The 24,398-nt window shown below is 58.6% G+C and carries 22 protein-coding genes; 9 read left to right on the forward strand and 13 right to left on the reverse strand.

From position 1 onward, the window contains the following. Positions 1 to 12: 12 nt before the first annotated feature. The 6 genes from spy to astC all read right to left on the reverse strand — a co-directional run bounded on the left by spy (position 13) and on the right by astC (position 6,813). Positions 13 to 495 carry an ATP-independent periplasmic protein-refolding chaperone Spy gene (gene spy, locus AFK63_RS10150; protein ID WP_038863381.1) on the reverse strand — a complete coding sequence of 161 codons (483 nt, stop codon included), beginning with the start codon at positions 493 to 495 and terminating at the stop codon, positions 13 to 15. A 297-nt stretch (positions 496 to 792) separates the two neighbouring features. After that, positions 793 to 1,752 carry a succinylglutamate desuccinylase gene (astE, locus tag AFK63_RS10155; protein ID WP_053531573.1) on the reverse strand — a complete coding sequence of 320 codons (960 nt, stop codon included), beginning with the start codon at positions 1,750 to 1,752 and terminating at the stop codon, positions 793 to 795. A gap of 9 nt (positions 1,753 to 1,761) precedes the next feature. Beyond that, positions 1,762 to 3,087, reverse strand: coding sequence for an N-succinylarginine dihydrolase (astB, locus tag AFK63_RS10160; protein WP_038863392.1), 1,326 nt, complete (start codon positions 3,085 to 3,087; stop codon positions 1,762 to 1,764). Then, positions 3,084 to 4,562 (reverse strand): succinylglutamate-semialdehyde dehydrogenase, encoded by a 1,479-nt coding sequence (gene astD, locus AFK63_RS10165; protein WP_038863395.1) that lies wholly within the window; start codon positions 4,560 to 4,562, stop codon positions 3,084 to 3,086. Before astD ends, astB begins: the two co-directional genes overlap by 4 nt. Next, positions 4,559 to 5,596, reverse strand: coding sequence for an arginine N-succinyltransferase (astA, locus tag AFK63_RS10170; RefSeq protein ID WP_038863397.1), 1,038 nt, complete (start codon positions 5,594 to 5,596; stop codon positions 4,559 to 4,561). Before astA ends, astD begins: the two co-directional genes overlap by 4 nt. Then, entirely contained in the window at positions 5,593 to 6,813 is a 1,221-nt protein-coding gene (gene astC / locus AFK63_RS10175; RefSeq protein WP_038863398.1) for a succinylornithine/acetylornithine transaminase, read from the reverse strand. The genes astA and astC overlap by 4 nt, the downstream gene beginning before the upstream one ends. Positions 6,814 to 7,253: 440 nt before the next feature. Here astC and xthA point away from each other — a divergent pair, with 440 nt between their 5' ends. Continuing rightward, entirely contained in the window at positions 7,254 to 8,060 is an 807-nt protein-coding gene (xthA, locus tag AFK63_RS10180; RefSeq protein ID WP_038863404.1) for an exodeoxyribonuclease III, read from the forward strand. Between the two features lie 45 nt (positions 8,061 to 8,105). Continuing rightward, on the forward strand, positions 8,106 to 8,519 hold the full coding sequence (locus AFK63_RS10185) for a pyrimidine (deoxy)nucleoside triphosphate diphosphatase (protein WP_038863405.1): 414 nt from the start codon (positions 8,106 to 8,108) through the stop codon (positions 8,517 to 8,519). On the opposite strand, the gene AFK63_RS10190 is transcribed toward AFK63_RS10185, so the two are convergent. The 4 genes from AFK63_RS10190 to AFK63_RS10205 all read right to left on the reverse strand — a co-directional run bounded on the left by AFK63_RS10190 (position 8,479) and on the right by AFK63_RS10205 (position 12,577). After that, positions 8,479 to 8,757, reverse strand: a complete 279-nt coding sequence (locus AFK63_RS10190) for a DUF1496 domain-containing protein (protein WP_007748161.1) — start codon at positions 8,755 to 8,757, stop codon at positions 8,479 to 8,481. The two genes, AFK63_RS10185 and AFK63_RS10190, sit on opposite strands and share 41 nt — an antisense overlap. Positions 8,758 to 8,880: 123 nt before the next feature. Continuing rightward, positions 8,881 to 10,827: a DNA topoisomerase III gene (locus AFK63_RS10195; RefSeq protein ID WP_038863407.1), complete on the reverse strand. Its 1,947-nt coding sequence runs from the start codon at positions 10,825 to 10,827 to the stop codon at positions 8,881 to 8,883. 3 nt (positions 10,828 to 10,830) lie between these two features. Beyond that, complete coding sequence (selD, locus tag AFK63_RS10200; protein WP_038863410.1) at positions 10,831 to 11,874, reverse strand: selenide, water dikinase SelD; 1,044 nt, start codon at positions 11,872 to 11,874, stop codon at positions 10,831 to 10,833. 151 nt (positions 11,875 to 12,025) lie between these two features. Then, positions 12,026 to 12,577: an NAD(P)H nitroreductase gene (locus AFK63_RS10205; protein WP_038863412.1), complete on the reverse strand. Its 552-nt coding sequence runs from the start codon at positions 12,575 to 12,577 to the stop codon at positions 12,026 to 12,028. A gap of 174 nt (positions 12,578 to 12,751) precedes the next feature. On the opposite strand from AFK63_RS10205, the gene sppA reads away from it, so the two are divergent. The 3 genes from sppA (at position 12,752) to pncA (ending at position 16,371) form a co-directional block, all read left to right on the forward strand. Continuing rightward, positions 12,752 to 14,602 carry a signal peptide peptidase SppA gene (gene sppA / locus AFK63_RS10210; protein ID WP_038863414.1) on the forward strand — a complete coding sequence of 617 codons (1,851 nt, stop codon included), beginning with the start codon at positions 12,752 to 12,754 and terminating at the stop codon, positions 14,600 to 14,602. Between the two features lie 100 nt (positions 14,603 to 14,702). After that, the gene (ansA, locus tag AFK63_RS10215) at positions 14,703 to 15,719 is read left to right on the forward strand and encodes an asparaginase (RefSeq protein ID WP_038863716.1); all 1,017 of its coding nucleotides are present in this window, start codon (positions 14,703 to 14,705) and stop codon (positions 15,717 to 15,719) included. 10 nt (positions 15,720 to 15,729) lie between these two features. Beyond that, positions 15,730 to 16,371, forward strand: coding sequence for a bifunctional nicotinamidase/pyrazinamidase (gene pncA / locus AFK63_RS10220; RefSeq protein ID WP_038863415.1), 642 nt, complete (start codon positions 15,730 to 15,732; stop codon positions 16,369 to 16,371). A gap of 73 nt (positions 16,372 to 16,444) precedes the next feature. Here the strand turns inward: pncA and AFK63_RS10225 are convergent, their stop codons facing one another. After that, positions 16,445 to 16,723 carry a YeaC family protein gene (locus AFK63_RS10225; protein WP_038863418.1) on the reverse strand — a complete coding sequence of 93 codons (279 nt, stop codon included), beginning with the start codon at positions 16,721 to 16,723 and terminating at the stop codon, positions 16,445 to 16,447. Between the two features lie 40 nt (positions 16,724 to 16,763). Next, positions 16,764 to 17,177: a peptide-methionine (R)-S-oxide reductase MsrB gene (gene msrB, locus AFK63_RS10230; protein ID WP_038863419.1), complete on the reverse strand. Its 414-nt coding sequence runs from the start codon at positions 17,175 to 17,177 to the stop codon at positions 16,764 to 16,766. A gap of 344 nt (positions 17,178 to 17,521) precedes the next feature. On the opposite strand from msrB, the gene gapA reads away from it, so the two are divergent. Then, positions 17,522 to 18,517 (forward strand): glyceraldehyde-3-phosphate dehydrogenase, encoded by a 996-nt coding sequence (gapA, locus tag AFK63_RS10235; RefSeq protein ID WP_004386625.1) that lies wholly within the window; start codon positions 17,522 to 17,524, stop codon positions 18,515 to 18,517. 76 nt (positions 18,518 to 18,593) lie between these two features. Next, positions 18,594 to 19,481, forward strand: a complete 888-nt coding sequence (locus AFK63_RS10240; RefSeq protein ID WP_038863422.1) for a D-hexose-6-phosphate mutarotase — start codon at positions 18,594 to 18,596, stop codon at positions 19,479 to 19,481. 154 nt (positions 19,482 to 19,635) lie between these two features. Here the strand turns inward: AFK63_RS10240 and AFK63_RS10245 are convergent, their stop codons facing one another. Next, complete coding sequence (locus AFK63_RS10245) at positions 19,636 to 20,346, reverse strand: MipA/OmpV family protein (protein WP_202624691.1); 711 nt, start codon at positions 20,344 to 20,346, stop codon at positions 19,636 to 19,638. 470 nt (positions 20,347 to 20,816) lie between these two features. On the opposite strand from AFK63_RS10245, the gene yeaG reads away from it, so the two are divergent. Continuing rightward, complete coding sequence (gene yeaG, locus AFK63_RS10250) at positions 20,817 to 22,751, forward strand: protein kinase YeaG (RefSeq protein WP_038863426.1); 1,935 nt, start codon at positions 20,817 to 20,819, stop codon at positions 22,749 to 22,751. A 113-nt stretch (positions 22,752 to 22,864) separates the two neighbouring features. Beyond that, a complete protein-coding gene (locus AFK63_RS10255) occupies positions 22,865 to 24,148 on the forward strand; it encodes a YeaH/YhbH family protein (RefSeq protein ID WP_038863718.1) in 1,284 nt (427 codons plus the stop codon). Positions 24,149 to 24,398 lie beyond the last annotated feature (250 nt).

Consider the following 24,398-nt stretch of genomic DNA (forward strand, 5'->3'; position numbering starts at 1 on the left):
GCCAGTCAGAGGTTATTCTGAATCTGCTGGCATTTTACCTTCAGGCGCAGGACGTTCTGTCAGACGCTTCTCAAAATTGGCATTAAACTGCTTTTTCTGCTCCGGGGTCAGAACGTTATAAATTTTGTTCTGCGTTTCCATATGCATCAGCATACGGGCTTTGTGCTGCGCTTCCATTTTATCGATCTGCGCTTCGGCTTTGGCTTTATCGAAGCTATCGCTGGCAATCAGCTCATGCATCGCGCGGCGCTCTTCGAGCGAAGGACGCTCGAATTTTTCGCGCTGGGCTTTACGGATGTCGCGGATCTGCTGTTTCTGCGCATCGGTCAGGTTCAGCCCCTGGAACATCATATCGTGATGCGGGCCGCGTGGACCTTTATGCTGCATCATTGGCTTGCCGCTCGCGTCAGGCGCCGGAGCGTCCGCCGCATGAGCCACGTTTGCCGCGCCAAGTGCCAGGGTAGAAGCAACGAAGATAGCCGTTAATTTACGCATAATGTTGTCCTTACTTTCAGTTAATTCAGCAACAGATTGTCGCCTTGACGAGATTAATTCTACGGGCAGATTCGTCAATAAGTCAGAGTCTGAGTAAAACAGTGAAAGCGTAAAAAACAATTATTGTGCAATTATGAAGAAAATAAGGAAAAAGAGAGGAGAAACTTTCCGGAATATCACAATTGCTTGATTGTGAAGATATCGTGAGCGCAGTATAAAGAGGTCGTGCTGTAAAATAAAGCAAACCGATAAGAATTTTCTGCAATATTTTGCGGCCTCGCCTGGCGCCGCAATATATTAAATTTCCCGCAGCATTAATCCGGCGCGTAAACCCAACGCGACCGACGGGTTAGGAAACAGCACTCTCTCCACATCCTGCGCGTAATAACGCTCCTCGCCATCCTCCGCCAGCAGCGTGCCCGCCTTAAACGCTGTGAAGTTTTCCGTATCGCCTGACATATGCAGCACAAAACGCTCGCTGCGCCGCGTGAGCTGCTGCGCCACCTCGAAGCGCCGCGGCGCTTCGGCGGCAGGCAGCGGCGAGCCGTCAAGCAGCGCCGCCAGCGCCCGGCCAGTGAGCGAGAACTGGCTAAGATCGTTATGACCAAACGGCAGCGCTTTACCCAGCTCCAGCGTGCAGCTCAGCGCCCCGAAACGCTCGCAGGAAAAATGACTGAACGTGCCGCCCGGCGTGCGATGAAACACCAGCGCCTCTAATCCGGCATCGCCAAGCCACGTCAGAAAATCTTCCGGCCAGGCGGCGGTACGCGCCGGCAGCACGCCGAAGCGCGGAAATTGCGAGCCGCGAATGGCGGTATGCAGATCCAGATGCCAGCGCGTCGGTTCGTTCCCCGCCGCGAAAAACGTCTCCAGCGCCTGTTCAAGCCGCGCGGCGCGGGCAGTTTCATACCCAGGCGTCGCGTGTTGCCAGCGCCCGCCGAAGAGACGGTTAAGATCGTAATCGATAAAACGCCGTCCGGCCCGCAGCGCCGCCGGGCTGCCCAGTACCACCAGCAGTCGCCAGACGAGTGGCTGCTCGCCGCGCAGAAGCGGCGCGAGCAGCCCGGCCAGCATCTCCACCGGCGCGGTTTCGTTGCCATGAATACCCGCGCTCACCACCAGCGCGCCGCGCGTATGCCCTTGCGGCGTAAGCTGCATAAGGCCCTCGTCCAGCCATTCGACGCGCACGCCGCCGCGCTGTTGCGTGTTGCGCTCAGGCGTCACGCCGCGCAGGGTCTGCGCAATAAAATCCTCCATAGCGACTCCTTACTGCTGGAACGGATAGACATTACCGAGGTCGAGCAGGCGCGTCAGCTCGTCGAGCGCTTCGCGCCCTTCACGCAGCAGTTGCGGATCGACCAAATCCTCCTGCGACAACCGGTCGCGATAGTGTCGCTCCACCCACACGTTGAGGCGCTCATACAGCGTGTCATTCATCATCACTGCCGGGTTTACCGCCTGGCGTTCAGCCTCGGTCAGCACCACGCGCAGCCGCAGGCAGGCCGGGCCGCCGCCGTTCGCCATGCTTTCACGCAGATCAAAGACGGTGAGTTCGCTTATCGGATTATCTGCGGCCAGAAGCGTATTCAGATAGCGCCAGACGCCGTCATGGCGGCGTGATTCTTCCGGCAATACTAGCATCATCGTACCGTCGTCGCGGCTCAGGAGCTGGCTGTTGAAGAGATACGTTTCTACCGCGTCCTGCACCGAGACCGCGTCCGTGGGCACCACCAGCGGCGTAAAGCCCGGCACCCGATCAGCAAGCGCCTCCAGCAGCGCCTGCTGATGTAAAAATGCCTGCTGGTGGCAGAACAGCACCTGCCGGTTAGAAACGGCAATCACGTCATTATGGAATACGCCCTGATCGATAACCGCCGGGTTCTGCTGCGCGAACACCACACGATCCGGACAAACCTGGTTAAGCCGCGCCACGGCGCGCGAGGCCTCCAGCGTCTGGCGCGCCGGGTAGCGGGCCGGCACCAGCGCCCCGCTCTCTTCGCGCCCGTAAATAAAGAGCTGAACGCCCGGCTCCCCATAATCGCCGCCGAGACGGTTATGGTTGGCCGCGCCTTCATCGCCAAACATCGCCACCTGCGGCAGGGCCGGGTGAACTTCAAAACGGGACGCATCGCGGAAGATAGCGCGCAGCAGCCGTTCGGTGCCGGGCGCTTCGCTGGCGCGGTGAAATTTATTATTAAGATTCGCCACCGTCAGATGCACTTTGCCATCCAGCGCATCGGCGGAAGGACAGACCGTGGCGGCGTTCGCCACCCACATCGAGGAGGCTGAGCTTGCGGCCGAGAGCAGATGCGGCGCAGTGCGCCAGGCCTTTTCCAGCACCTGTTCGTCGCGACCGGTAAAGCCAATCTGACGCAACGCGGCGAGATTCGGCCGCTCCTGCGGCGGGATAACGGCCTGCGCAAACCCCGCGTCCGCCAGCGCTTTCATTTTTGCAAGCCCCTGCTGCGCCGCCAGTTTCGGGTTCGACACCTGAAAGCGATGCTTCGTCGAGGCCTCGTTGCCGAATGACAGCCCGGCATAGTGATGGGTTAAGCCCACCAGTCCGTCAAAGTTAACTTCGCGTGCTTTCATGCCTGCTCCTTAGCGCCGAAATCGAGGCCGGGGTTTAGCGACGACGGCAGCGCGAACGTCGGGCTTTCAAGCGACGCCATTGGCCAGGCGCAATAGTCCGCCGCGTACCAGGCGCTGGCGCGATGGTTGCCGGAGGCCCCGACGCCGCCAAACGGCGCCGTGCTGGCCGCGCCCGTGAGCGGTTTGTTCCAGTTCACAATGCCCGCGCGCGCTTCCAGCAGTAGCTGGTCGAATTTTTCACGCACCGGCGAAATCAGCCCGCAGGAAAGCCCGTAGCGGGTGGCGTTGGCAAGCGTTATCGCCTCATCAAAATTATCGTAGCGCCAGACGCACAGGAGCGGCCCGAAGATTTCTTCATCCGGCACGTTACTCACGCAGGTAAGCTCGACGATCCCCGGCGTCAGCAGCGAGCTGCCCGCCTGCACCAGCGCCGGCGTCAGCAGCGGTTTGCCGCCGCGCGCCAGATGGCCCTGCCAGGCCTCCAGCACCCGCTCCGCCGCCTGGACGCTGATAAGCCCGCCCATAAACGGTTGCGGCTCGGCATCCCAGCGGTCAGGGCGCAGCCTTCCGGCAATCTCTACCAGACGTGCCAGGAAGGCGTCGCCCGCCGCGCCGCGCTTCACCAGCAGGCGGCGCGCGCAGGTGCAGCGCTGCCCGGCGGTAATAAACGCCGACTGAATGGCCAGATGCACCGCCCCGTCGATATCGTCGGGATCTTCGACGATAAGCGGGTTATTACCGCCCATCTCCAGCGCCAGGATCTTCTCCGGCTGCCCGGCAAGCTGGCGATGCAGCTGATACCCGGTGCTGGCGCTGCCGGTAAACAGCAGGCCGTCAAGCTCCGGCTGCGAAGCGAGCGACTGGCCGGTGGCGCGCGCGCCCTGTACGAGATTGAGCACGCCTGCGGGCAGCCCCGCCTGCTCCCAGAGCTTCATGACCGCCTCGCCGGTCTGCGGCGTCAGCTCGCTTGGCTTAAACACCAGCGTATTGCCCGCCAGCAGCGCCGGAACGATATGACCATTCGGCAGATGCCCCGGGAAATTGTACGGGCCGAAGACCGCCAGCACGCCGTGCGGACGGTGACGCAGCGTTGCCGCGCCATCCGGCATCGGCGTCTGCTGCTCGCCGGTACGCACCTGATACGCTTTCAGCGAAATGCCGACTTTATTGATCATCGCGGTCACTTCTGTGGCCGCTTCCCAGCGCGGTTTGCTGGTCTCCTGCGCAATAATGCGCGTCAGGTCGGTTTTATTCGCCTCCAGCAGCGCCGCGAATTTTTCGGCTATAGCCTGACGCTCCGCGAAAGGCCGTTTCGCCCAGGCCGGGAACGCCGCGCGCGCGGCGGCGCAGGCTTGCGTCACCTGCGCCTCGTCAGCCGCGTTGCCCTGCCAGAGCAGCGCGCCGCCGACCGGATCGCGTTTTTCCAGCGCCTCGCCCTGCCCGGTTTTCCACTCGCCGTTAATCCATATGCTCATACTGCTTTCTCCTCAGGGCAAAGGCGCACCAGGCGGACCTGGTCGCCGTGCTGGCATTTCAGGGCATCCAGCGTGGCGGCATCCAGAATCAGCCGGTCGGCGTCAGGTCTGGCGCGGATCAGCATCACGCGGAAATGGTCATAATTTTCGTTCGACACCATGCAGGCCGGCAGATCGTCACCCGTAGCCGGCAGGCCTTCCGCCACCTCCACAAGACGGCTTTTACGGATGGCGCGCACGCGGTCGATATCGCACTCAAGCGTCGGGCCGCCGTCGAAAATGTCGACATAGTTGCGATAGCGGAAGCCTTCGGCCTCCAGCACCGCGCGTGCGGGCGCGGTGTCTTTATGCACCTGGCCTATCACCGCCTGCGCCTCTTCGGAAAGGAACTGGGTATAGATGGGATGTTTCGGCATCAGCTCGGCGATAAACGCTTTCTGGCCGGTGCCGCACAGGTAGTCGGCGCGGCTGAACTCCATCGAGAAGAAGCGCTGGCCGAGGCTCTCCCAGAACGGCGAATAGCCGTATTCGTCAATCACCCCGCGCATCTCCGCCACGACTTTTTCATTAAAACGCTCGCGGAACGCGGCCATAAACATGAAGCGGGATTTGGAAAGCAGATAGCCGTTGCCGTTTTTGCGCCAGTCCGGGTCGAGAAACAGCGTGCAGAGTTCACTGCTGCCGGTGTGATCGTTGCTGAGAAATAGCGTCGGCAGCGCGTTATAAACGTTCAGCTCTTTTGAGGCGTGCACCAGCGTGCCGACGCGGTAGTTATACCAGGGCTCGCTCAGGCCAACCGCCACTTCAATGGCGCAGATCCCGGCGACCGTGCGGCTGTCGGTCTCTTCCAGCACGAACACATAGCCCTGATCGCCCGGCGGCAGTTCGTTGCGCCAGGTTTGCAGCGAGCGTTCGACGCGCGCGCTGAGGGTTTTTTCATCGACCGGCAGCGAGGTGAGCCCGCCGCCGGTTTTGGCGGCAAGCCCCAGCAGCGCCGGCACGTCGTCGTGGGTTACAGGGCGGATAACCATCATGATGCGCCCTCCTTCAGCCAGTTTTCGCAGGCGCGAGCGACGCGCGAAAGCCCGGTTTCAATCTCCTGATGGCTGATGTTGAGCGCAGGCGCGAAACGCAGCACGTTGGCGCCTGCAATCAGCACCATCGCGCCTTCTTTCGCGGCAGCAAGCGAAATCGCCTTCGCCTTGCCCGCATACTCGTCTTTCAGCACGCAGCCAATCAGCAGCCCCAGTCCGCGGATCTCTTTAAACAGGCCGAGGCGCTGATTAATCGCGGTGAGTTGCTCGACAAACGCGTCATGGCGCGCTTTCACGCCGCTGAGCATCTCCGGGGTATTAACGAGATCCAGCACTTCGCCTGCCACTGCACCCGCCAGCGGGTTGCCGCCGTAGGTAGTGCCGTGGGTGCCGACGCCCATCACCGCGGCGCAGCGCTCGGTGGTCAGCATCGCGCCAATCGGGAAGCCTCCGCCCAGCGCTTTGGCGGTGGAGAGCACATCCGGCGTCACGCCGAAGTGCATGTAGGCATAGAGCGAGCCGGTGCGGCCCACGCCCGTCTGCACTTCATCGAAAATCAGCAGCGCGTTATGAAGGTCGCACAGCTCGCGCAGGCCCTGGAGGAACGCTTTGGTGGCGGGCACCACGCCGCCCTCGCCCTGCACCGGCTCGACGATCACCGCGCAGGTATCGTCATTAATCAGCGCGGCGGCGGAGTCTACATCGTTAAAGACCGCATGGCTGATTTGCGGCGGCAGCGGCGCGAAATCCTGTGAGTACGCAGGCTGACCGCCCGCCGAGACGGTAAAGAGCGTCCGGCCGTGGAAGGCGTTTTTGAACGCCACGATGCCGCTTTTCTGCGCACCGTAGTGGTCGTGCGCATATTTACGGGCGAGCTTCAGCGCCGCCTCGTTGGCTTCGGCCCCGGAGTTACAGAAGAAGACGCGGTCGGCGAAGGTGGCATCAATCAGGCGTTTGGCGAGGCGCAGCACCGGCTCGTTGGTATACCCGTTGCCGGTATGCCAGAGTTTCGCCGCCTGGGTTTCCAGCGCCTGGCGCAGTTTCGGGTGCGCATGTCCCAGCGCATTTACCGCGATGCCGCCCGCGAAATCGATATACTCCTTGCCTTCCTGATCCCAGAGCGTAGACCCCTCGGCCCGCACCGGGATAAACGCTGCCGGCGCGTATACGGGGATCATCCACTCATCAAAATTCTGGCGGGTAATTGACTGCGACATAGCGACCTCGTCCGGTAAATAAAAGGTTGTGTATTTGTTAATGAAATGATGTTTGCGCTCTTACTGTAGATTGCACGCTTCGTGCCAGCCAGAGGAGAAAATGCATACCGGGCAGGCGTGAACGCTAAATCAATGACTTACGGAGTAACACTATTCACTTTAATTGCATAAAAAGTGAATACTTTTATGACAAAGCGGCGTGTGCGGTAAAAAAATCCGCGCGATTATGCATTCATAAAATATTGTTCTGGATTTGTGATCGTAGCCGGGATTTGTCATGAAACGGTGCCCCTTTTCAGGGCACTGGCACCATGATGGTGCGTCTCTGGCGACACGCTGCCGCTGACAGCGATTGTCACAACCTTGCCCGTCCGGGAGACGCGCGAACGCTTTTTCTGATACCATCGCGCCACTCTTGTTAATCCAGTGTGTTCGCGACTATGAAATTCATCTCTTTTAACATCAACGGCCTGCGCGCCCGCCCACATCAGCTGGCTGCGCTGGTGGAACAGCATCAGCCGGACGTTATCGGCCTGCAGGAAACCAAAGTCCATGACGACATGTTTCCCCTCGAAGAGGTGGCGAAACTGGGCTACAACGTGTTCTATCACGGCCAGAAGGGCCATTACGGCGTGGCCCTGCTGACTAAAGCCACGCCGGTGTCCGTGCGTCGCGGTTTTCCGGGTGACGGCGAAGAGGCGCAGCGGCGCATTATCATGGCGGAAATCCCGTCCGCTATTGGCGATATTACCGTCATCAATGGCTATTTCCCGCAGGGCGAAAGCCGCGATCACGAGGTGAAATTCCCGGCTAAAGCGAAGTTTTATCAGGACCTGCAACATTACCTGGACACGGCGCTGAAGAACGACAACCCGGTGCTTATCATGGGCGATATGAATATCAGCCCGACCGATCTGGATATCGGCATCGGCGAAGAGAGCCGCAAGCGCTGGCTGCGCACCGGCAAATGCTCCTTCCTGCCGGAAGAGCGCGAGTGGATGGGCCGCCTGCTGGACTGGGGGCTGACCGATACGTTCCGTCACGCTAACCCGGAAACCCACGACCGCTACTCGTGGTTCGACTACCGCTCAAAAGGGTTTGACGAGAACCGCGGCCTGCGCATCGATCTGCTGCTGGCCAGCGCCCCGCTGATGGCGCGCCTCGTCGAGACCGGCATCGATTACGAGATCCGCGCGATGGAAAAACCCTCCGACCACGCGCCCGTCTGGGCGACGTTCTCGCTGTGATTCTTACGGCGCCTTCTGCAAGGGGCGCCCTTTCAGGCATTGACCATGCAAATCATTGACGTTGTGGCGGCGATTATTGTGCGCGAGGGCCGTCTGCTGCTGGCGCAGCGCCCGGCAACAGGCGATCAGCCGGGCCTGTGGGAATTCCCCGGCGGCAAAGTGGAGCCCGGCGAAAGCCAGCCTGCGGCGCTGGCGCGCGAGCTTTCAGAAGAGCTGGCGATTGAGGCGCGCATCGGCGCGTATGTGGCAATCCACACGCGTGAGGTGTCAGGACGGGTTATCCGGCTGCATGCATGGCGGGTGGAAGATTTCGATGGCGAACCGCAGGCGCTGTGTCATAGCGCGCTGGTGTGGTGTGAACCGCGCGAGGCGTTCGGCTATGCGCTCGCCCCGGCGGATATTCCTCTGCTGGAAGCGTTTATGTCCGGACGCGACGCCACACCAGCGGATTCGTACTGAGGGTTTTCTCGTCGCGCTGGCACTGCAACAGCACGCCATCGGCTTTGATCACCGCCCCTTCCGAGTAGTTCTGATCCTGATAGACGCAGCACTGAATGCACTGCTGCGGACGCTGGCCGCCGGTGCTGAAAACCTCTTCCGGCACGTTGACCTGCACATCCGGGCGCAGCCTGTCGGCACCCGCCGGCAGCGTCGCAAGCAGCGCCAGCGCCGCTAATAAGCTCTGTTTCACTGACACCCTGTATCCCCTCTTGTTGCGTGATGACGCCGCAGCGCGACATCTGCTTTCACTATAGCGCGTCGCGCTTTCCCTGAAAGAGTATCGGCCAGGCGGGCATAAGGTTTATGGCGCGCGTCAGGTTTACTCCGCAGCAGGCTGCGCGCCGCCACGTTTACGGAACGCGGGCTTTTTGCCGCCCTTGCCCCCGCGCCCTTTTTGCGCCTTCTGCGGCGCCACCAGCCCGCGGAACTGGCGCACCGGCGCGCTGCGCGCCTGGTCAATCAGCGTATAGAGCGTGTGCACCAGCGGCTGCATGAAATCCTGATAACGACACTGTTTCTCGCTGATTTGCGTCAGCGTTGATTCCCACTGCGCGGTCATGTCGGGGCGTGCAGCGAGTTCCGGCAGCGCGTGGATCAGCGCTTTCCCGGCAGGCGTCGAGTGAATATAGCGCCCCTGCTTTTCCAGAAAACCGCGCCTGAACAGCAGCTCGATAATACCTGCGCGGGTGGCTTCGGTGCCGAGCCCGTCAGTGGCGCGCAGGATTTTTTTCAGATCTTTATCCTGCACGAACCGCGCGATACCGGTCATGGCCGACAGCAGCGTGGCATCGGTGAAGTGGCGCGGCGGCTGGGTCTGACGCTCGACAACGTCGCCGCGCTCGCACAGCAGTTCATCGCCCTTCGCGACGACCGGCAGCGGCGTGCCGTCATTCTCCTCGTCGCGCTCTTTGGCACCGAGCAGCGTACGCCAGCCCGCGTCCGCCAGAAAGCGCGCTTTGGCGATGAATTTGCCGCCTGCGATATCAAGCTCGATAACACATTTACGAAACTGCGCGTCCTGACAGAACTGCATCAGATACTGGCGCGCGATAAGCCCGTAGATTTTCGCCTCGCCGTCAGAGAGCGACACCGGCGCGCTGCGCGCGGTCGGAATAATGGCGTGGTGGGCATCGACTTTTTTATCGTCCCAGCAGCGGTTGCGGCGCGCCGGGTCGACCGCCGGTTGCGGCAGCAGATCCGGCGCGTGCACGCCTATCGCTTTGAGCACCGCGTGGCGGCCCGCGAAGTGTTCTTCCGGCAGGTAGCGGCAGTCGGAACGCGGATAGGTGATGAGCTTGTGGGTTTCGTAGAGCTTCTGGCAGATATCAAGCACCGTCTGGGCGCTTAAGTTAAAGCGCTTTGAAGCCTCGATTTGTAGTGTGGAGAGCGAGAACGGCAGCGGCGCGGCCTCGCTTTCACGCTTGTCGTTATAGCTGGTGACAAGCGCGGGCTGGCCATCGATACGCCTGACGACATGCTCCGCCAGCGCGCGGTTCAGCAGCCGCCCCTCTTCATCCTGATACGGCTCGCAGGCCTCGCTTGGCTGCCAGAGCGCGGTAAAGCGCTCATCCGCGGGCGTGACGATATGCGCTTTGACGTCGAAATAATCTTTGGCGACGAAGTTTTCAATCTCTTCATCACGCCGCACCACCAGGCCGAGCACCGGCGTCTGAACGCGGCCCACCGAGAGCACGCCCTGGTAGCCCGCGTTTTGCCCGAGCAGCGTATAAGCACGCGTCATGTTGATGCCGTAAAGCCAGTCGGCGCGGGCGCGGGCGAGCGCCGAGGTGCTGAGCGGCACAAATTCCCGGTTCTCGCGCAGTTTTTCAATGGCGCGCTCCACCGCCTGCGGGTTGAGATCGTTAATCAGGCAGCGGCGTACCTGCTGGCGCTTTTCGGCGGGCAGTTGCAGATAGTCGAGGACTTCGTCCACCAGCAGTTGCCCTTCGCGGTCCGGGTCGCCTGCGTGGACGATTTCCTGCGCCTCGCCAAGCAGCTTTTTAATGACGTTCAGCTGCTTTGCCACCGACGGCTTCGGCTGAAGCTGCCATTTTTCCGGTACGATGGGCAGGTCGGCGAGATTCCAGCGGCCATAGCGGCTGTCATAGGCGTCCGGCTGCGCCTGCTCCAGCAGGTGGCCAACGCACCAGGTCACGACCTGGCCATTTCCGCATTCGATAAACCCGTCGCCGCGACGATGCGGCTTCGGCAACACGTCGGCGATGGCGCGCCCCAGGCTGGGCTTTTCGGCAATAAACAACCGCATCGATCAGCGAATCTCCACCATCGGACGGCCGCCGCGCGCGGTTCTCAGCTCGCCAATCGCGCTGAGCGTGATGCCATGCTCTGCCGCCACGGCCTCCACCTGCGCCTGCGCCGCCGGGTCGACCGCCAGCAGCAGGCCGCCGGAGGTTTGCGGATCGCACAGCAGGCTGCGCCAGGCGTCCGGCATGTCGCCCATCAGGTGACCGTAGCTCGCAAAGTTGCGGCTGGTGCCGCCTGGCACCGTGCCCTGAGCGATGTACTCTTCCACGCCCGGCAGCTTCGGCACGGCCTCATACCAGAGCTCCGCCTGCAGGCCCGCGCCCTGACACACTTCGCTGAGGTGGCCCAGCAGCCCGAAGCCGGTAACGTCAGTCATCGCCCGCACGCCGTCAATCTGCGCGAAATCAGCACCCGCTTTATTCATGGTACACATCACTTCCGTGGCGAGCCCCTGATGCTCCGGGCGCAGCAGCGATTTCTTCTCAGCCGTAGTGAGCACGCCGATACCCAGCGGTTTGGTAAGAAAAAGCTTGCAACCCGCCTCGGCGGTGCTGTTTTTCTTCACGCGCGCGGTCGGCACGACGCCTGTGACTGCAAGGCCGAAAATCGGCTCCGGGGCGTCGATAGAGTGACCGCCCGCGAGCGCGATGCCCGCCTGCTGGCAGGCGAAACGCCCGCCTTCCACCACCTCGCGCGCGATCTCCGGCGCCAGCGTGTTGACCGGCCAGCCGAGTATCGCAATAGCCATAACCGGTTTGCCGCCCATCGCGTAGATATCGCTGATGGCATTGGTCGCAGCGATGCGGCCAAAATCAAAGGGGTTGTCCACGACAGGCATGAAGAAGTCCGTGGTGCTGATAACGCTCGTGCCGTTGCCCAGGTCATACACCGCCGCGTCGTCGCGGGTTTCATTGCCGACAAGCAAGTTGGGGTCGATAAACTTCGCCTGATCGCTGTGCAGGATAGTTTCCAGCACTTTCGGGGAAATTTTACAACCGCAACCTGCTCCGTGGCTGTACTGGGTCAGACGAATCGCTTGCTCACTCATGGACCGCTCCTTGTTTGGTCAGAATCAGGTGATCGTTATCATTCGATAAATAAAGCGCGCTTATGGTAGCGCCTGAAAGACGGGGTGGTAAGTATGGCTGTCTGAATTGCGCCGCTTTTGCTCACAATCCAGACAGTTTTGCGCGCGGGCTTCAGAAATAACGCACGAAGGGGGCGGTGTCGGGCAGGTTAATGGTGGTGGACGCTTTCAGTTGCGGCGTGCCGAGGTAGAGGAAACCGACGATTTGATCCTGCTCGCGGCAGTCGAACGCCTCGCGCACCAGTGGGTTGTCGGTGAACGGGCCGCTGCGCCAGATGCCGTTAAAGCCCTGGGCGAGCGCCGCCATCTGCATCGCCATGACGGCGCAACCGGCGCTGACCACCTGCTCCCAGCGCGGCACTTTGTGGTGCTCCTCGCAGTGGGCGACGACGGTGATAATGAGAGGCGCGCGAAACGGCGCGTTGCGCGCTTTGTCAATGGCCTTTTCATCCTGACCGTCGGCGGTGGCGGCGTTTTCCAGCAATGCGCTGAAGCGCTCGCGCCCTTCCCCTTCGATGATAAAGAAGCGCCACGGCTGCAACGTGCCGTGATCCGGCGCGCGCAGGCCCGCGCGCAGAATGTTTTCCAGCGCGTCGCCCGTCGGCGCCGGCTCGGCGAGACGTGAGGCGCTGCGGCGGTTGACCAGCATATCTATTGCATCCATCTCAACTCTCCTGTGATGATTTTTAATCATAAAATTAACACAGCGGTATGTTTTGTTACACCCTGCCGGCGTTTCCTGCTGACAAGGCCGCGCGGGGTATTTACACTTTGTCGGCGTCCCGCCTGTAGCGGGAGGTTACGGGGTTCCCCGTTATTCACGGATTAGGGAGAGTAAATGCGTACCCTTTGGCGAATTATTGCCGGATTCTTTAAGTGGACCTGGCGCCTGCTCAACTTCATCAGAGAGCTGGTGATGAATCTGCTGTTTCTCGTGCTGGTGCTGGTGGGCGTCGGCGTCTGGATGCAGTTCAACAGCGGCCCGTCGGAGCCGGGGCGCGGCGCGCTGCTGCTCGATATCAGCGGCGTGGTAGTGGATAAACCGTCGGTTAATAACAAGCTGGGCGCGCTGGGCCGTCAGCTTTTCGGCGCAAGCTCCGATCGCTTACAGGAAAATTCGCTGTTTGATATCGTCAACGCGATTCGCCAGGCGAAAGATGACCGCAATATTACCGGCATCGTGCTGGATCTGAAGGATTTCGCGGGTGCCGATCAGCCGTCGATGCAGTATATCGGTAAGGCGCTGCGCGAATTCCGCGACGCCGGCAAACCGGTGTACGCCATCGGCGAAAGCTACAGCCAGAGCCAGTATTATCTCGCGAGCTTCGCCAACAAGATTTGGCTCTCGCCGCAGGGCACGGTCGATCTGCACGGTTTCGCCACTAATGGCCTCTACTACAAGTCGCTACTCGACAAGCTGAAAGTGACCACCCATGTGTTCCGCGTCGGCACCTATAAATCGGCCGTCGAGCCGTTTATCCGCGACGATATGTCGCCGGAAGCCCGCGAGGCGGATAGCCGCTGGATTGGCGAGCTGTGGCAAAACTACCTCGGCACGCTCGCGGCTAACCGCCAGGTACCGGCAAGCCAGATCTTCCCTGGCGCGCAGGCGATGATCGCAGGGCTTGAAGCGGCGGGCGGCGATACGGCGAAGTACGCGCTCGACAATAAGCTGGTGGATGAGCTGGCAAGCAGCGCCGCTATCGACAAAGCGCTGGTGAAACAGTTCGGCTGGAGCGACAAGGATAAAGATTTCCGCGGCGTCAGCATTTACGACTACCCGGTGAATAAGCCGTCCGGGGAGGGCGAGAGCATCGCCGTGGTGTTCGCGAACGGCGCTATCATGGATGGCGAAGAGACGCCGGGGAACGTCGGCGGCGACACAACCGCCGCGCAGATCCGCGACGCACGTCTTGATCCGAAAGTGAAAGCCATTGTGCTGCGGGTGAACAGCCCTGGCGGCAGCGTGACCGCTTCTGAAACCATCCGTCAGGAGCTGGCGGCAGCCAAAGAAGCCGGTAAACCGGTTGTGGTTTCGATGGGCGGGATGGCGGCCTCGGGCGGCTACTGGATCTCCACGCCTGCAAGCTACATCGTGGCGAACCCAAGCACACTTACCGGCTCCATCGGCATCTTTGGTGTTATCAACACCATGGAAAACAGCCTGGACGCGATAGGCGTACATACGGACGGCGTGGCGACCTCGCCGCTCGCGGATGTCGCCGTGACCAAAGCGCTGCCGCCGGAAGTGCAGAAGCTGATGCAGATAACCATCGAGAATGGCTATCAGCGCTTTATCGGCCTGGTGGCGCAGTCGCGTAACAAGACCCCGCAACAGATTGACCAGATTGCTCAGGGCCACGTCTGGACGGGCGAAGACGCGAAGCAAAACGGCCTGGTGGACAGCCTTGGCGACTTTGACGACGCGGTGAAAAAAGCCGCAGAGCTTGCGAAGCTGAAAACCTGGCACCTTGATTTTTATCAGGATGAGCCTGGCTTTATGGATATGGTGCTGGCGAACCTGACCGGCTCGGTGCACGCGATGCTGCCGCAGGCGTTACAGGCGTGGCTCCCTGCGCCGGTGGCAGACGCGGCGCTGGCGGCGAAAAAAGAAGGTGACAAGCTGGCCGCCTTTAACGATCCGCAAAACCGTTACGCCTTCTGCCTCACCTGCGGCGACGTGCGCTAACGCGCCTGCGTGTCTCTGTCACAGCCCGGCCAATGCCGGGCTGATTTTTTTCCGCCGCACCTCTATACTGCGCGGGTTTATGCACAACGAAAGCTATCCTATGCAAAAGAAATCGATCTACGTTGCCTATACCGGCGGCACCATCGGTATGCAACGCTCCGAACACGGCTATATCCCGGTTTCCGGTCATCTCCAGCAGCAGCTCGCGCAAATGCCGGAATTCCACCGCCCCGAAATGCCGGATTTCACTATCCATGAATATGCGCCCCTGATGGACTCCTCTGATATGACGCCGCAGGACTGGCTACATATCGCTGAGGATATCAAGGCGCATTACGATGAGTATGACGGCTTCGTGATCCTGCATGGCACCGACACCATGGCCTTCACCGCGTCGGCGCTTTCTTTTATGCTGGAAAACCTGAGCAAGCCGGTTATCGTCACCGGCTCGCAGATCCCGCTGGCGGAGCTGCGTTCTGACGGTCAGATAAACCTGCTGAACTCGCTCTACGTGGCGGCGAACTACCCTGTCAGCGAAGTGACGCTATTCTTCAATAACCGGCTCTATCGCGGCAACCGCACGACAAAAGCGCACGCTGACGGCTTCGACGCGTTTGCCTCCCCTAACCTGCCGCCGCTGCTCGAAGCGGGCATTCATATTCGCCGGCTGAATACGCCGCCCGCGCCGCACGGCCACGGCGAGCTGCGCGTCCATCCGATTACGCCGCAGCCTATCGGCGTGGTGACGATTTATCCGGGCATCTCCGCCGACGTGGTGCGCAACTTCCTGCGCCAGCCGGTGCGGGCGCTTATCCTGCGCTCCTACGGCGTGGGCAACGCGCCGCAAAATGGCGAATTCCTTCAGGAGCTTCAGGCGGCGTGCTCGCGTGGGATTGTGGTGGTGAACCTGACGCAGTGTATGTCCGGCAAAGTGAATATGGGCGGCTATGCCACGGGCAACGCGCTGGCGCACGCGGGCGTTATCAGCGGGTTCGACATGACCGTCGAGGCGACGCTGACGAAACTGCATTATCTGTTAAGCCAGGGGCTGGAGCCGCAGGCTATCCGCGACGCGATGATGCGTAACCTGCGCGGCGAACTGACCCCGGACGAATAAGGAGGTTTTCATGACTTCACGCGCTCTGCTGCTGGTGGATCTGCAAAACGATTTTTGCGCCGGCGGCGCGCTGGCGGTCGCGGAAGGCGACAGCACGGTAGACATTGCCAATGCGATGATCGAGTGGTGCCAGCCACGCGGCGTGCCGGTGCTGGCAAGCCAGGACTGGCATCCGGCCAGACACGGCAGCTTCGCCTCGGTGCAACATGCCGAGCCGTTCACGCAAGGCACGCTTGACGGCCTGCCGCAGACCTGGTGGCCCGATCACTGCATTCAGGAGAGCGACGGCGCCGCGCTCCACCCGTTGCTGAATCACAAGGCTATCGTGCAGCGTTTTTATAAAGGCGAGAATCCGACGATTGACAGCTACAGCGCGTTTTTCGATAACGGGCATCGTCAGAAAACGCCGCTGGATGCATGGCTGCGCGAGCACAATGTGAACGAGCTTATCGTGATGGGCCTTGCGACCGACTACTGCGTGAAATATACGGTGCTGGACGCGTTGAGCCTCGGGTATACGGTGAACGTCATTACCGACGGCTGTCGCGGCGTTAATCTGACTGCGCAGGCCAGCATGCTGGCGTTTCAGGAGATGGCGGCAAGCGGTGCCACACTGTTCACGCTGGACGACTGGCGCGAAACGCAGGCGTAAACCGTCTGGCTCGCATAAAGAAAAAGGCCGCAGGATTATCCGAGGCCTTTTTTTGGCTTCAGCACGCTTCAGCTTATTCGGGTTTCAGCGTCGCGATGGGCTGTGAATGAATGCCGAACTCCGCTTTGAGTTGCTGCTTGCTTTTCATCACCAGCTGACCGTCGGTGCCGATAGTCATGTGCTGCGGATTGGTGTTATGGCGCATCTGCCAGAGCATCACCAGCTGCAGGCTGTTCTCTTTCTGCTCCGGGGTTAACGCCACGCCGTCCGGCCATTTTCCAAGCTCCACCGCAGTGGCCAGGCGCTCATACACTTCCGGCGTCATGCTGCTAATCAGGTCTTCAAGGTTCATCAGAACACGCTCCAGTGGAATAATTTGCTGAATCGATTCTTCAGCCTTTGATCTGCTCGCCGTTATCGTCATCGGTAAAGCTGAGCGAGGCGGAATTAACGCAATAGCGTTCGCCGGTCGGCTGCGGGCCGTCAGGGAAAACATGCCCCAGATGCGCGTCACAGTTTCCACAGCGGATTTCGATGCGCTGCATACCGTGTGAGTAGTCATTGAGGTAACGGATTGAATCTTCACTCACCGGCTCGTAAAAGCTCGGCCAGCCGCAGCCAGAGTCATATTTGGTTTGTGAGTTAAATAGCGGCGCATCGCACACCAGACAGTGGTAGACGCCATCACGTTTGTTGTGCAGCAGACGCCCGGTATACGGCGGTTCCGTGCCGTGATTCTGGGTGACGTAGAACTGCATTTCCGTCAGGGTGTTTTTCAAATCGTCCTGGGAGTTTTGATTGGCCATAAGGTGACATCTCGGGGAGGTTTAAGCAGTTACATTACCTGCAATATTCTAACAAAACATTAACAGTGACGTGTACACTTTTGGTCTAAACTTAGCACTGAAAATGCAGCGGAGAGGCAAACGTGACTCGCGTCACACTTTTATTTTCAATGGCCTTTTAAATTCCTGGCAGCGTCCCCATATGGACGTAAGCCCAAAAGGAAAATCAGGCAAGTCAGACGCGCAAAGCTTGTCCACAGGATTGATTTGTCGCAATGATTGACACGATTCCGCTTGACGCTGCGTAAGGTTTTTGTAATTTTACAGCCAACCTTTTATTCACTAACAAATAGCTGGTGGAATATATGACTATCAAAGTAGGTATCAACGGTTTTGGCCGTATCGGTCGCATTGTTTTCCGTGCCGCTCAGAAACGTTCTGACATCGAGATCGTTGCAATTAACGACCTGTTAGACGCTGACTACATGGCCTACATGCTGAAGTATGACTCTACTCACGGTCGTTTCGACGGTACCGTTGAAGTTAAAGACGGTCATCTGATCGTTAACGGTAAAAAAATCCGCGTTACCGCTGAAAAAGACCCGGCTAACCTGAAGTGGGACGAAGTGGGCGTGGACGTGGTTGCTGAAGCAACCGGTATCTTCCTGACCGACGAAACCGCACGTAAACACATCACCGCTGGCGCGAAAAAAGTTGTTCTGACTGGCCCGTCCAAAGACAACACCCCGATGTTCGTTCGTGGCGCTAACTTTGATAAATATGCAGGCCAGGACATCGTGTCCAACGCTTCCTGCACCACCAACTGCCTGGCTCCGCTGGCGAAAGTTATCAACGACAACTTCGGCATCATCGAAGGTCTGATGACCACCGTTCACGCGACTACCGCTACCCAGAAAACCGTTGACGGCCCGTCTCACAAAGACTGGCGCGGCGGCCGCGGCGCAGCGCAGAACATCATCCCATCCTCTACCGGTGCTGCTAAAGCAGTAGGTAAAGTCCTGCCGGAACTGAACGGCAAACTGACTGGTATGGCGTTCCGCGTTCCGACCCCGAACGTATCTGTTGTTGACCTGACCGTTCGTCTGGAAAAAGCAGCAACTTACGAGCAGATCAAAGACGCTATCAAGAAAGCCGCTGAAGGCGAAATGAAAGGCGTTCTGGGCTACACCGAAGATGACGTGGTTTCCACCGACTTCAACGGCGAAGTCTGCACTTCCGTGTTCGATGCTAAAGCAGGTATCGCACTGAACGACAACTTTGTGAAACTGGTTTCCTGGTACGACAACGAAACTGGCTACTCCAACAAAGTTCTGGACCTGATCGCTCACATCTCCAAATAAGTGAGATGGGTTTTGATCTTAAGGGCGACTTCGGTCGCCCTTTTTATTTGGCTTTTAAGACAGAGGATTGCCAGAAATGATTAACACGATTTTTGCCCTGCCGGTGTCTGAACAGTTAACCCCTTATCTCTCCCGCCGTCAGCATGACGAGCTGGATATTGTTGTCGTTGACCATCCGCAGGTACGCGCCGCGGTGGCGCTGCAGGGCGCGCATCTGCTCTGCTGGAAGCCCGCCGGTGAAGAGGACGTGCTGTGGCTGAGCGGCAATACGCCTTTTAAAAAGGGCGTCGCGCTGCGTGGCGGCGTGCCGATCTGCTGGCCGTGGTTCGGCCCGTCTGCGCAAAAAGATCTGCCTTCTCACGGTTTCGCCCGTAATCTGCCGTGGACGTTAAGCGCTCATAACGAAGACGATAATGGCGTGGTGCTGACGTTTGAACTGCACGCCAGCGAAGCGAGCCGCCAGTACTGGCCGCACGATTTCACGCTCTATGCACGCTACAAACTTGGCAAAACCTGCGAAATGGAACTGGAAGCGCACGGCGAATTTGAAACCACCTCCGCGCTGCACACCTATTTCAATGTAGGCGATATCGCTGACGTCAAAGTCAGCGGCCTTGGCGATACCTACCTCGATAAAGTCAAGGGCGGCGAGCAAGGGTCGCTGACAGACGGCGTGCAGACCTTCCCGGACCGTACCGACCGCGTCTACCTGAACCCGGAAGGATGCAGCCTGATCCACGACGGCGCGCTCAACCGCACGATTGAAGTCGTGCATCACCATAACAGCAATGTGGTGGGCTGGAACCCGGGCCCGGCGCTCTCCGTCAGCATGGGCGATATGCCGGACGACGGCTATAAAACCTTTGTGTGTGTTGAAACGGCCTGCGTCACTGCCCCGCAGCAGACTCGTGAGGACAAACCTTCGCGCCTCTCCCAGACGCTGCGCGTCGTGAAGAAAGCCTGATCATCGACGGCCCCGTAAACGGGGCCGTTTTTTTGCGCTCACGCGTTCTCCCTGCCCTTTTTTGCCCTTTTCCGCCTTTGTTGCGCTTAACGGTTCGCCCTTTCGCCATAAAAAAGGGGCGCACATGGCGCCCCGTGAATCCCTGTCCGCGTTATCAGAACGTATAGGTTACGCCGGTAGACAGCAGCGCAGACCAGGAGCGGTCCACCATCGGGCTGTCTTTCGCTTCGTCGCTCAGATGGGTGTAACGGCCGCTGCCGTACACGCTCCAGCTGTCAGAAAGACGATAGCTGGCGGTCAGCTCCGCATACGGCGCCCAGCCGTCGTCCGCATCGTAGCGGTTCAGGCCGCTGCGGCGCGACTCTTTGCCGCTCACGCCGTAGTAGTAATCGTTCTGGTTTTCACTGCTCCACTCCACGCCGATACCCGGAATAAGCGTCAGGCCGCCGTTGGTGTAGCGATAGAGCCAGCCGAGATCCCAGACGATGCCGTTGCTGTTATCCAGCGTGTCGGCGGCAAGAGAGGTGCGCAGGAAGCCGTATTCGGTGTTATGCACGTAAGACAAACCCGCCATCAGCGTCGCTTTACGCTCGTCCAGACGACGTAACGCACGGTTGTCGCTGTCGCCTGGTTTGAAATGATCCGGCGAATAGTACGCCATAATGGAGAGCTTATCGGCGGTGTCGTTCCACAGGTAATAACCTGCGCCCAGGCCGCGTACCCAGAAGTTATCGCCTTCATAATTGATAACCGGCAGAGGGTAAACGTCGCGGTCATACTGCTTATACGGGTTCACCACCCATCCTGCACCTGCGCCAACTGACAGCTTTCCTTCTGCATGCGCGAGAGTAGCGGCTGAAGCCATGAGGGCACCCAGTGCCAGAAATTTGAATGTGCTCACAATGCATCAAGTCCTTTAGTCAAATGATCAGCTCGCGAAGTGTAACCGCCTCGTACTCTTCACCCCAAATTTTTTCGCACATCTTTACATCATTCGATCGCGCAGCCTCGCATTTTCGCGTTACAGCGGCCTTGCAATTTTATGACTTTGCGGTGAATCCGCGTCTTGTACGCAAATGCTTTAGCAGAAACAACGGGATGAGTGCTTGATAAATCACTGGTTCCCTGAAACAGCCGCATGCAAGATTTTCAAATGCCATCTACGCTTAAAATTAAGAAGGTGCATTACCCTGACCGCAGTAGCACAGTGCAACGCGCAATAAATGCTTCAGTTGGCATTAGGGTTGCTGTACTCAGAATACGTCTTCCGGGAGCCTCCACTATTCATATGAACGGCTCTTAAACCTGTGCTAAAAAACGAAAGGACGGCATGCCATGAATATATTCGATCACTATCGCCAGCGCTATGAAGCTGCCAAGGACGAAGAGTTCACACTGCAGGAATTTCTTACCGTTTGCCGGCAGGATCGCAGTGCTTATGCCAATGCGGCAGAACGGCTATTGATGGCCATCGGTGAGCCAGTGATGGTGGATACTGCCCAGGAGCCACGGCTTTCCCGTCTCTTTTCGAACCGGGTGGTCGCCCGGTATCCGGCGTTTGAGGAGTTCTATGGCATGGAAGAGGCCATCGAGCAGATTGTGTCGTATCTGAAACATGCGGCGCAGGGTCTGGAAGAGAAAAAACAGATCCTCTATCTGCTGGGCCCGGTAGGCGGCGGTAAATCATCGCTGGCCGAGCGCCTGAAATCGCTGATGCAGCGCGTGCCCATTTATGTACTTAGCGCCAACGGCGAGCGCAGCCCGGTCAACGATCATCCTCTGTGCCTCTTTAACCCGCAGGAAGACGCGCAGATCCTTGAAAAAGAATACAACGTGCCGCGTCGCTATCTCGGCACCATTATGTCGCCGTGGGCCGCGAAACGCCTGCATGAATTCGGCGGCGACATCACCAAATTCCGCGTGGTTAAAGTCTGGCCGTCCATTCTTGAGCAAATTGCTATCGCTAAAACCGAGCCGGGCGATGAAAACAATCAGGATATTTCAGCGCTGGTCGGTAAAGTGGATATCCGTAAGCTTGAGCATCACGCCCAAAACGATCCCGATGCCTACGGCTACTCCGGTGCGCTCTGCCGCGCCAACCAGGGCGTAATGGAATTCGTCGAGATGTTCAAAGCGCCGATTAAAGTGCTGCATCCGCTGCTCACCGCGACGCAGGAAGGGAACTATAACGGGACGGAAGGCATCTCCGCCCTGCCCTTTAACGGTATTATTCTGGCGCACTCCAACGAATCGGAATGGGTGACTTTCCGCAACAATAAAAACAACGAGGCGTTTCTTGACCGTGTTTATATCGTCAAGGTGCCTTACTGCCTGCGTATCTCGGAAGAGATTAAAATCTACGAGAAACTGCTTAACCACAGTGAGCTTTCACATGCCCCTTGCGCGCCCGGCACGCTGGAAACCCTGGCCCGCTTCTCGATACTGTCGCGCCTGAAAGAGCCGGAAAACTCCAGCATTTACTCGAAAATGCGCGTCTATGACGGCGAAAGCCTGAAAGATACCGACCCGAAAGCGAAATCGTATCAGGAGTATCGCGACTACGCGGGCGTCGACGAAGGCATGAATGGCCTGTCGACCCGTTTCGCGTTCAAGATCCTCTCGCGCGTCTTTAACTTCGATCACACCGAAGTGGCGGCGAACCCGGTACATCTCTTTTATGTGCTGGAGCAGCAGATTGAGCGCGAGCAGTTCCCGCAGGAGAGCGCGGAGCGCTATCTCGAATTTCTCAAAGGCTATCTGATCCCGAAATATGCCGAGTTTATTGGCAAAGAGATCCAGACGGCGTATCTGGAGTCCTACTCCGAATATGGTCAGAACATCTTTGACCGCTACGTTACCTATGCGGATTTCTGGATCCAGGATCAGGAGTATCGCGATCCGGATACCGGTCAGCTCTTCGACCGCGAATCGCTCAACGCGGAGCTTGAGAAAATTGAGAAACCGGCAGGCATCAGCAACCCGAAAGATTTCCGTAACGAAATCGTCAACTTCGTGCTGCGTGCCCGTGCTAACCATAATGGTCGTAATCCGAACTGGACCAGCTATGAGAAGCTGCGCACGGTTATCGAGAAGAAAATGTTCTCGAACACTGAGGAGTTGCTGCCCGTTATCTCCTTTAACGCCAAAACCTCCACGGACGAGCAGAAGAAACACGATGATTTCGTCGATCGCATGATGGAAAAAGGCTATACCCGCAAGCAAGTACGTCTGCTGTGCGAATGGTATCTGCGCGTGCGTAAATCGTCTTAACACCATCGCCCGGCGGCGTTCGCGCGGCCGGGCTTACAACGAAGCGAACCGTATGCCGCAACCTGCGGCGAAACAGGCGCACAGAAAGTTGGCAAATGCAGTACGGGGGGCATATGACCTGGTTCATAGACCGACGTCTTAACGGCAAAAACAAGAGCACGGTAAACCGCCAGCGCTTTTTGCGCCGTTACAAAGCACAAATCAAGCAGTCGATTTCCGAGGCCATCAACAAGCGCTCGGTGACCGACATCCAGAGCGGCGAGTCCGTTTCCATTCCTAACGACGATATCAGTGAACCGATGTTTCATCAGGGGCGCGGCGGCCTGCGCCATCGCGTCCATCCGGGCAACGATCATTTCGTGCAAAACGATCGCATCGAGCGCCCGCAGGGCGGCGGCGGCGGTTCCGGCAGTGGTCAGGGCCAGGCGAGCGCCGACGGCGAAGGCCAGGATGAATTCGTCTTTCAAATCTCCAAAGATGAATATCTCGACCTGCTATTTGAAGATCTCGCCCTGCCGAATCTGAAAAAAAACCAGCATCGTCAGCTAAACGAATATAAAACCCATCGCTCCGGTTACACCTCAAACGGGGTGCCCGCCAACATCAGCGTGGTGCGCTCGCTGCAAAACTCGCTGGCGCGCCGCACCGCGATGACTGCGGGCAAACGTCGGGCGCTGCGCGAGCTGGAGGCGAATCTTGATGAGGCGCTGAAAAGCGAACCGGCGCAGCTGCTTGAAGAAGAGCGTTTGCGCCGGGAGATAGCCGAACTGCGCGCCAAAATTGAACGCGTGCCGTTTATCGACACATTCGATCTGCGTTATAAAAACTTCGAGAAACGCCCGGAGCCCTCAAGCCAGGCGGTTATGTTCTGCCTGATGGACGTCTCCGGCTCGATGGATCAGGCCACCAAAGATATGGCCAAGCGCTTTTATATTCTGCTCTATCTGTTCCTGAGCCGGACCTATAAAAACGTCGATGTGGTCTATATCCGCCATCACACACAGGCCAAAGAGGTGAATGAGCACGAGTTTTTCTATTCACAGGAGACCGGCGGGACGATTGTTTCCAGCGCGCTGAAGCTGATGGATGAAGTGGTCAAAGCGCGTTACGACCCGGCGCAGTGGAATATTTATGCCGCACAGGCGTCCGATGGCGATAACTGGGCGGATGATTCCCCCCTGTGCCATGAAATTCTGGCCAAGAAAATTCTGCCGGTGGTGCGTTATTACAGTTATATCGAAATCACCCGCCGCGCTCACCAGACCCTGTGGCGTGAATATGAAGATTTGCAGGCGACCTATGAGAATTTCGCTATGCAGCATATTCGCGATCAGGATGATATTTATCCCGTATTCCGCGAGCTGTTTCATAAGCAGGCCAGCGAAAGCTGGAGCTAACTTGCGGGCCGACGCTGTCGGCCCCATTATTTCTTTTTTACTTATCCGCAATTAAAGCGCCACTAAACTTTTATATCAGCCTCACTTAATTAAACGTGCATTTTCGCCCATACTATTTAGTAACGCACCATCTCATTATTAATAACCCTACAGAATTTACTTACAGCCGGTTCGCTATCAGTTATAGTGGGCGGCATTAAATAAGAACGACGCGGCGCCGTCGCAGGACCACCGTGAATCATGTCTAACA

The sequence above is a fragment of the Cronobacter muytjensii ATCC 51329 genome (assembly GCF_001277195.1).
Classification (GTDB): domain Bacteria; phylum Pseudomonadota; class Gammaproteobacteria; order Enterobacterales; family Enterobacteriaceae; genus Cronobacter; species Cronobacter muytjensii.

Coding starts and splice junctions, on each gene's coding strand:
- spy (WP_038863381.1), bottom strand. CDS start 495: ATGCGTAAATTAACGGCTATCTTCGTTGCTTCTACCCTGGCACTTGGC.
- astE (WP_053531573.1), bottom strand. CDS start 1,752: ATGGAGGATTTTATTGCGCAGACCCTGCGCGGCGTGACGCCTGAGCGC.
- astB (WP_038863392.1), bottom strand. CDS start 3,087: ATGAAAGCACGCGAAGTTAACTTTGACGGACTGGTGGGCTTAACCCAT.
- astD (WP_038863395.1), bottom strand. CDS start 4,562: ATGAGCATATGGATTAACGGCGAGTGGAAAACCGGGCAGGGCGAGGCG.
- astA (WP_038863397.1), bottom strand. CDS start 5,596: ATGATGGTTATCCGCCCTGTAACCCACGACGACGTGCCGGCGCTGCTG.
- astC (WP_038863398.1), bottom strand. CDS start 6,813: ATGTCGCAGTCAATTACCCGCCAGAATTTTGATGAGTGGATGATCCCC.
- xthA (WP_038863404.1), top strand. CDS start 7,254: ATGAAATTCATCTCTTTTAACATCAACGGCCTGCGCGCCCGCCCACAT.
- AFK63_RS10185 (WP_038863405.1), top strand. CDS start 8,106: ATGCAAATCATTGACGTTGTGGCGGCGATTATTGTGCGCGAGGGCCGT.
- AFK63_RS10195 (WP_038863407.1), bottom strand. CDS start 10,827: ATGCGGTTGTTTATTGCCGAAAAGCCCAGCCTGGGGCGCGCCATCGCC.
- selD (WP_038863410.1), bottom strand. CDS start 11,874: ATGAGTGAGCAAGCGATTCGTCTGACCCAGTACAGCCACGGAGCAGGT.
- AFK63_RS10205 (WP_038863412.1), bottom strand. CDS start 12,577: ATGGATGCAATAGATATGCTGGTCAACCGCCGCAGCGCCTCACGTCTC.
- sppA (WP_038863414.1), top strand. CDS start 12,752: ATGCGTACCCTTTGGCGAATTATTGCCGGATTCTTTAAGTGGACCTGG.
- ansA (WP_038863716.1), top strand. CDS start 14,703: ATGCAAAAGAAATCGATCTACGTTGCCTATACCGGCGGCACCATCGGT.
- pncA (WP_038863415.1), top strand. CDS start 15,730: ATGACTTCACGCGCTCTGCTGCTGGTGGATCTGCAAAACGATTTTTGC.
- AFK63_RS10225 (WP_038863418.1), bottom strand. CDS start 16,723: ATGAACCTTGAAGACCTGATTAGCAGCATGACGCCGGAAGTGTATGAG.
- msrB (WP_038863419.1), bottom strand. CDS start 17,177: ATGGCCAATCAAAACTCCCAGGACGATTTGAAAAACACCCTGACGGAA.
- gapA (WP_004386625.1), top strand. CDS start 17,522: ATGACTATCAAAGTAGGTATCAACGGTTTTGGCCGTATCGGTCGCATT.
- AFK63_RS10240 (WP_038863422.1), top strand. CDS start 18,594: ATGATTAACACGATTTTTGCCCTGCCGGTGTCTGAACAGTTAACCCCT.
- AFK63_RS10245 (WP_202624691.1), bottom strand. CDS start 20,346: ATGGCTTCAGCCGCTACTCTCGCGCATGCAGAAGGAAAGCTGTCAGTT.
- yeaG (WP_038863426.1), top strand. CDS start 20,817: ATGAATATATTCGATCACTATCGCCAGCGCTATGAAGCTGCCAAGGAC.
- AFK63_RS10255 (WP_038863718.1), top strand. CDS start 22,865: ATGACCTGGTTCATAGACCGACGTCTTAACGGCAAAAACAAGAGCACG.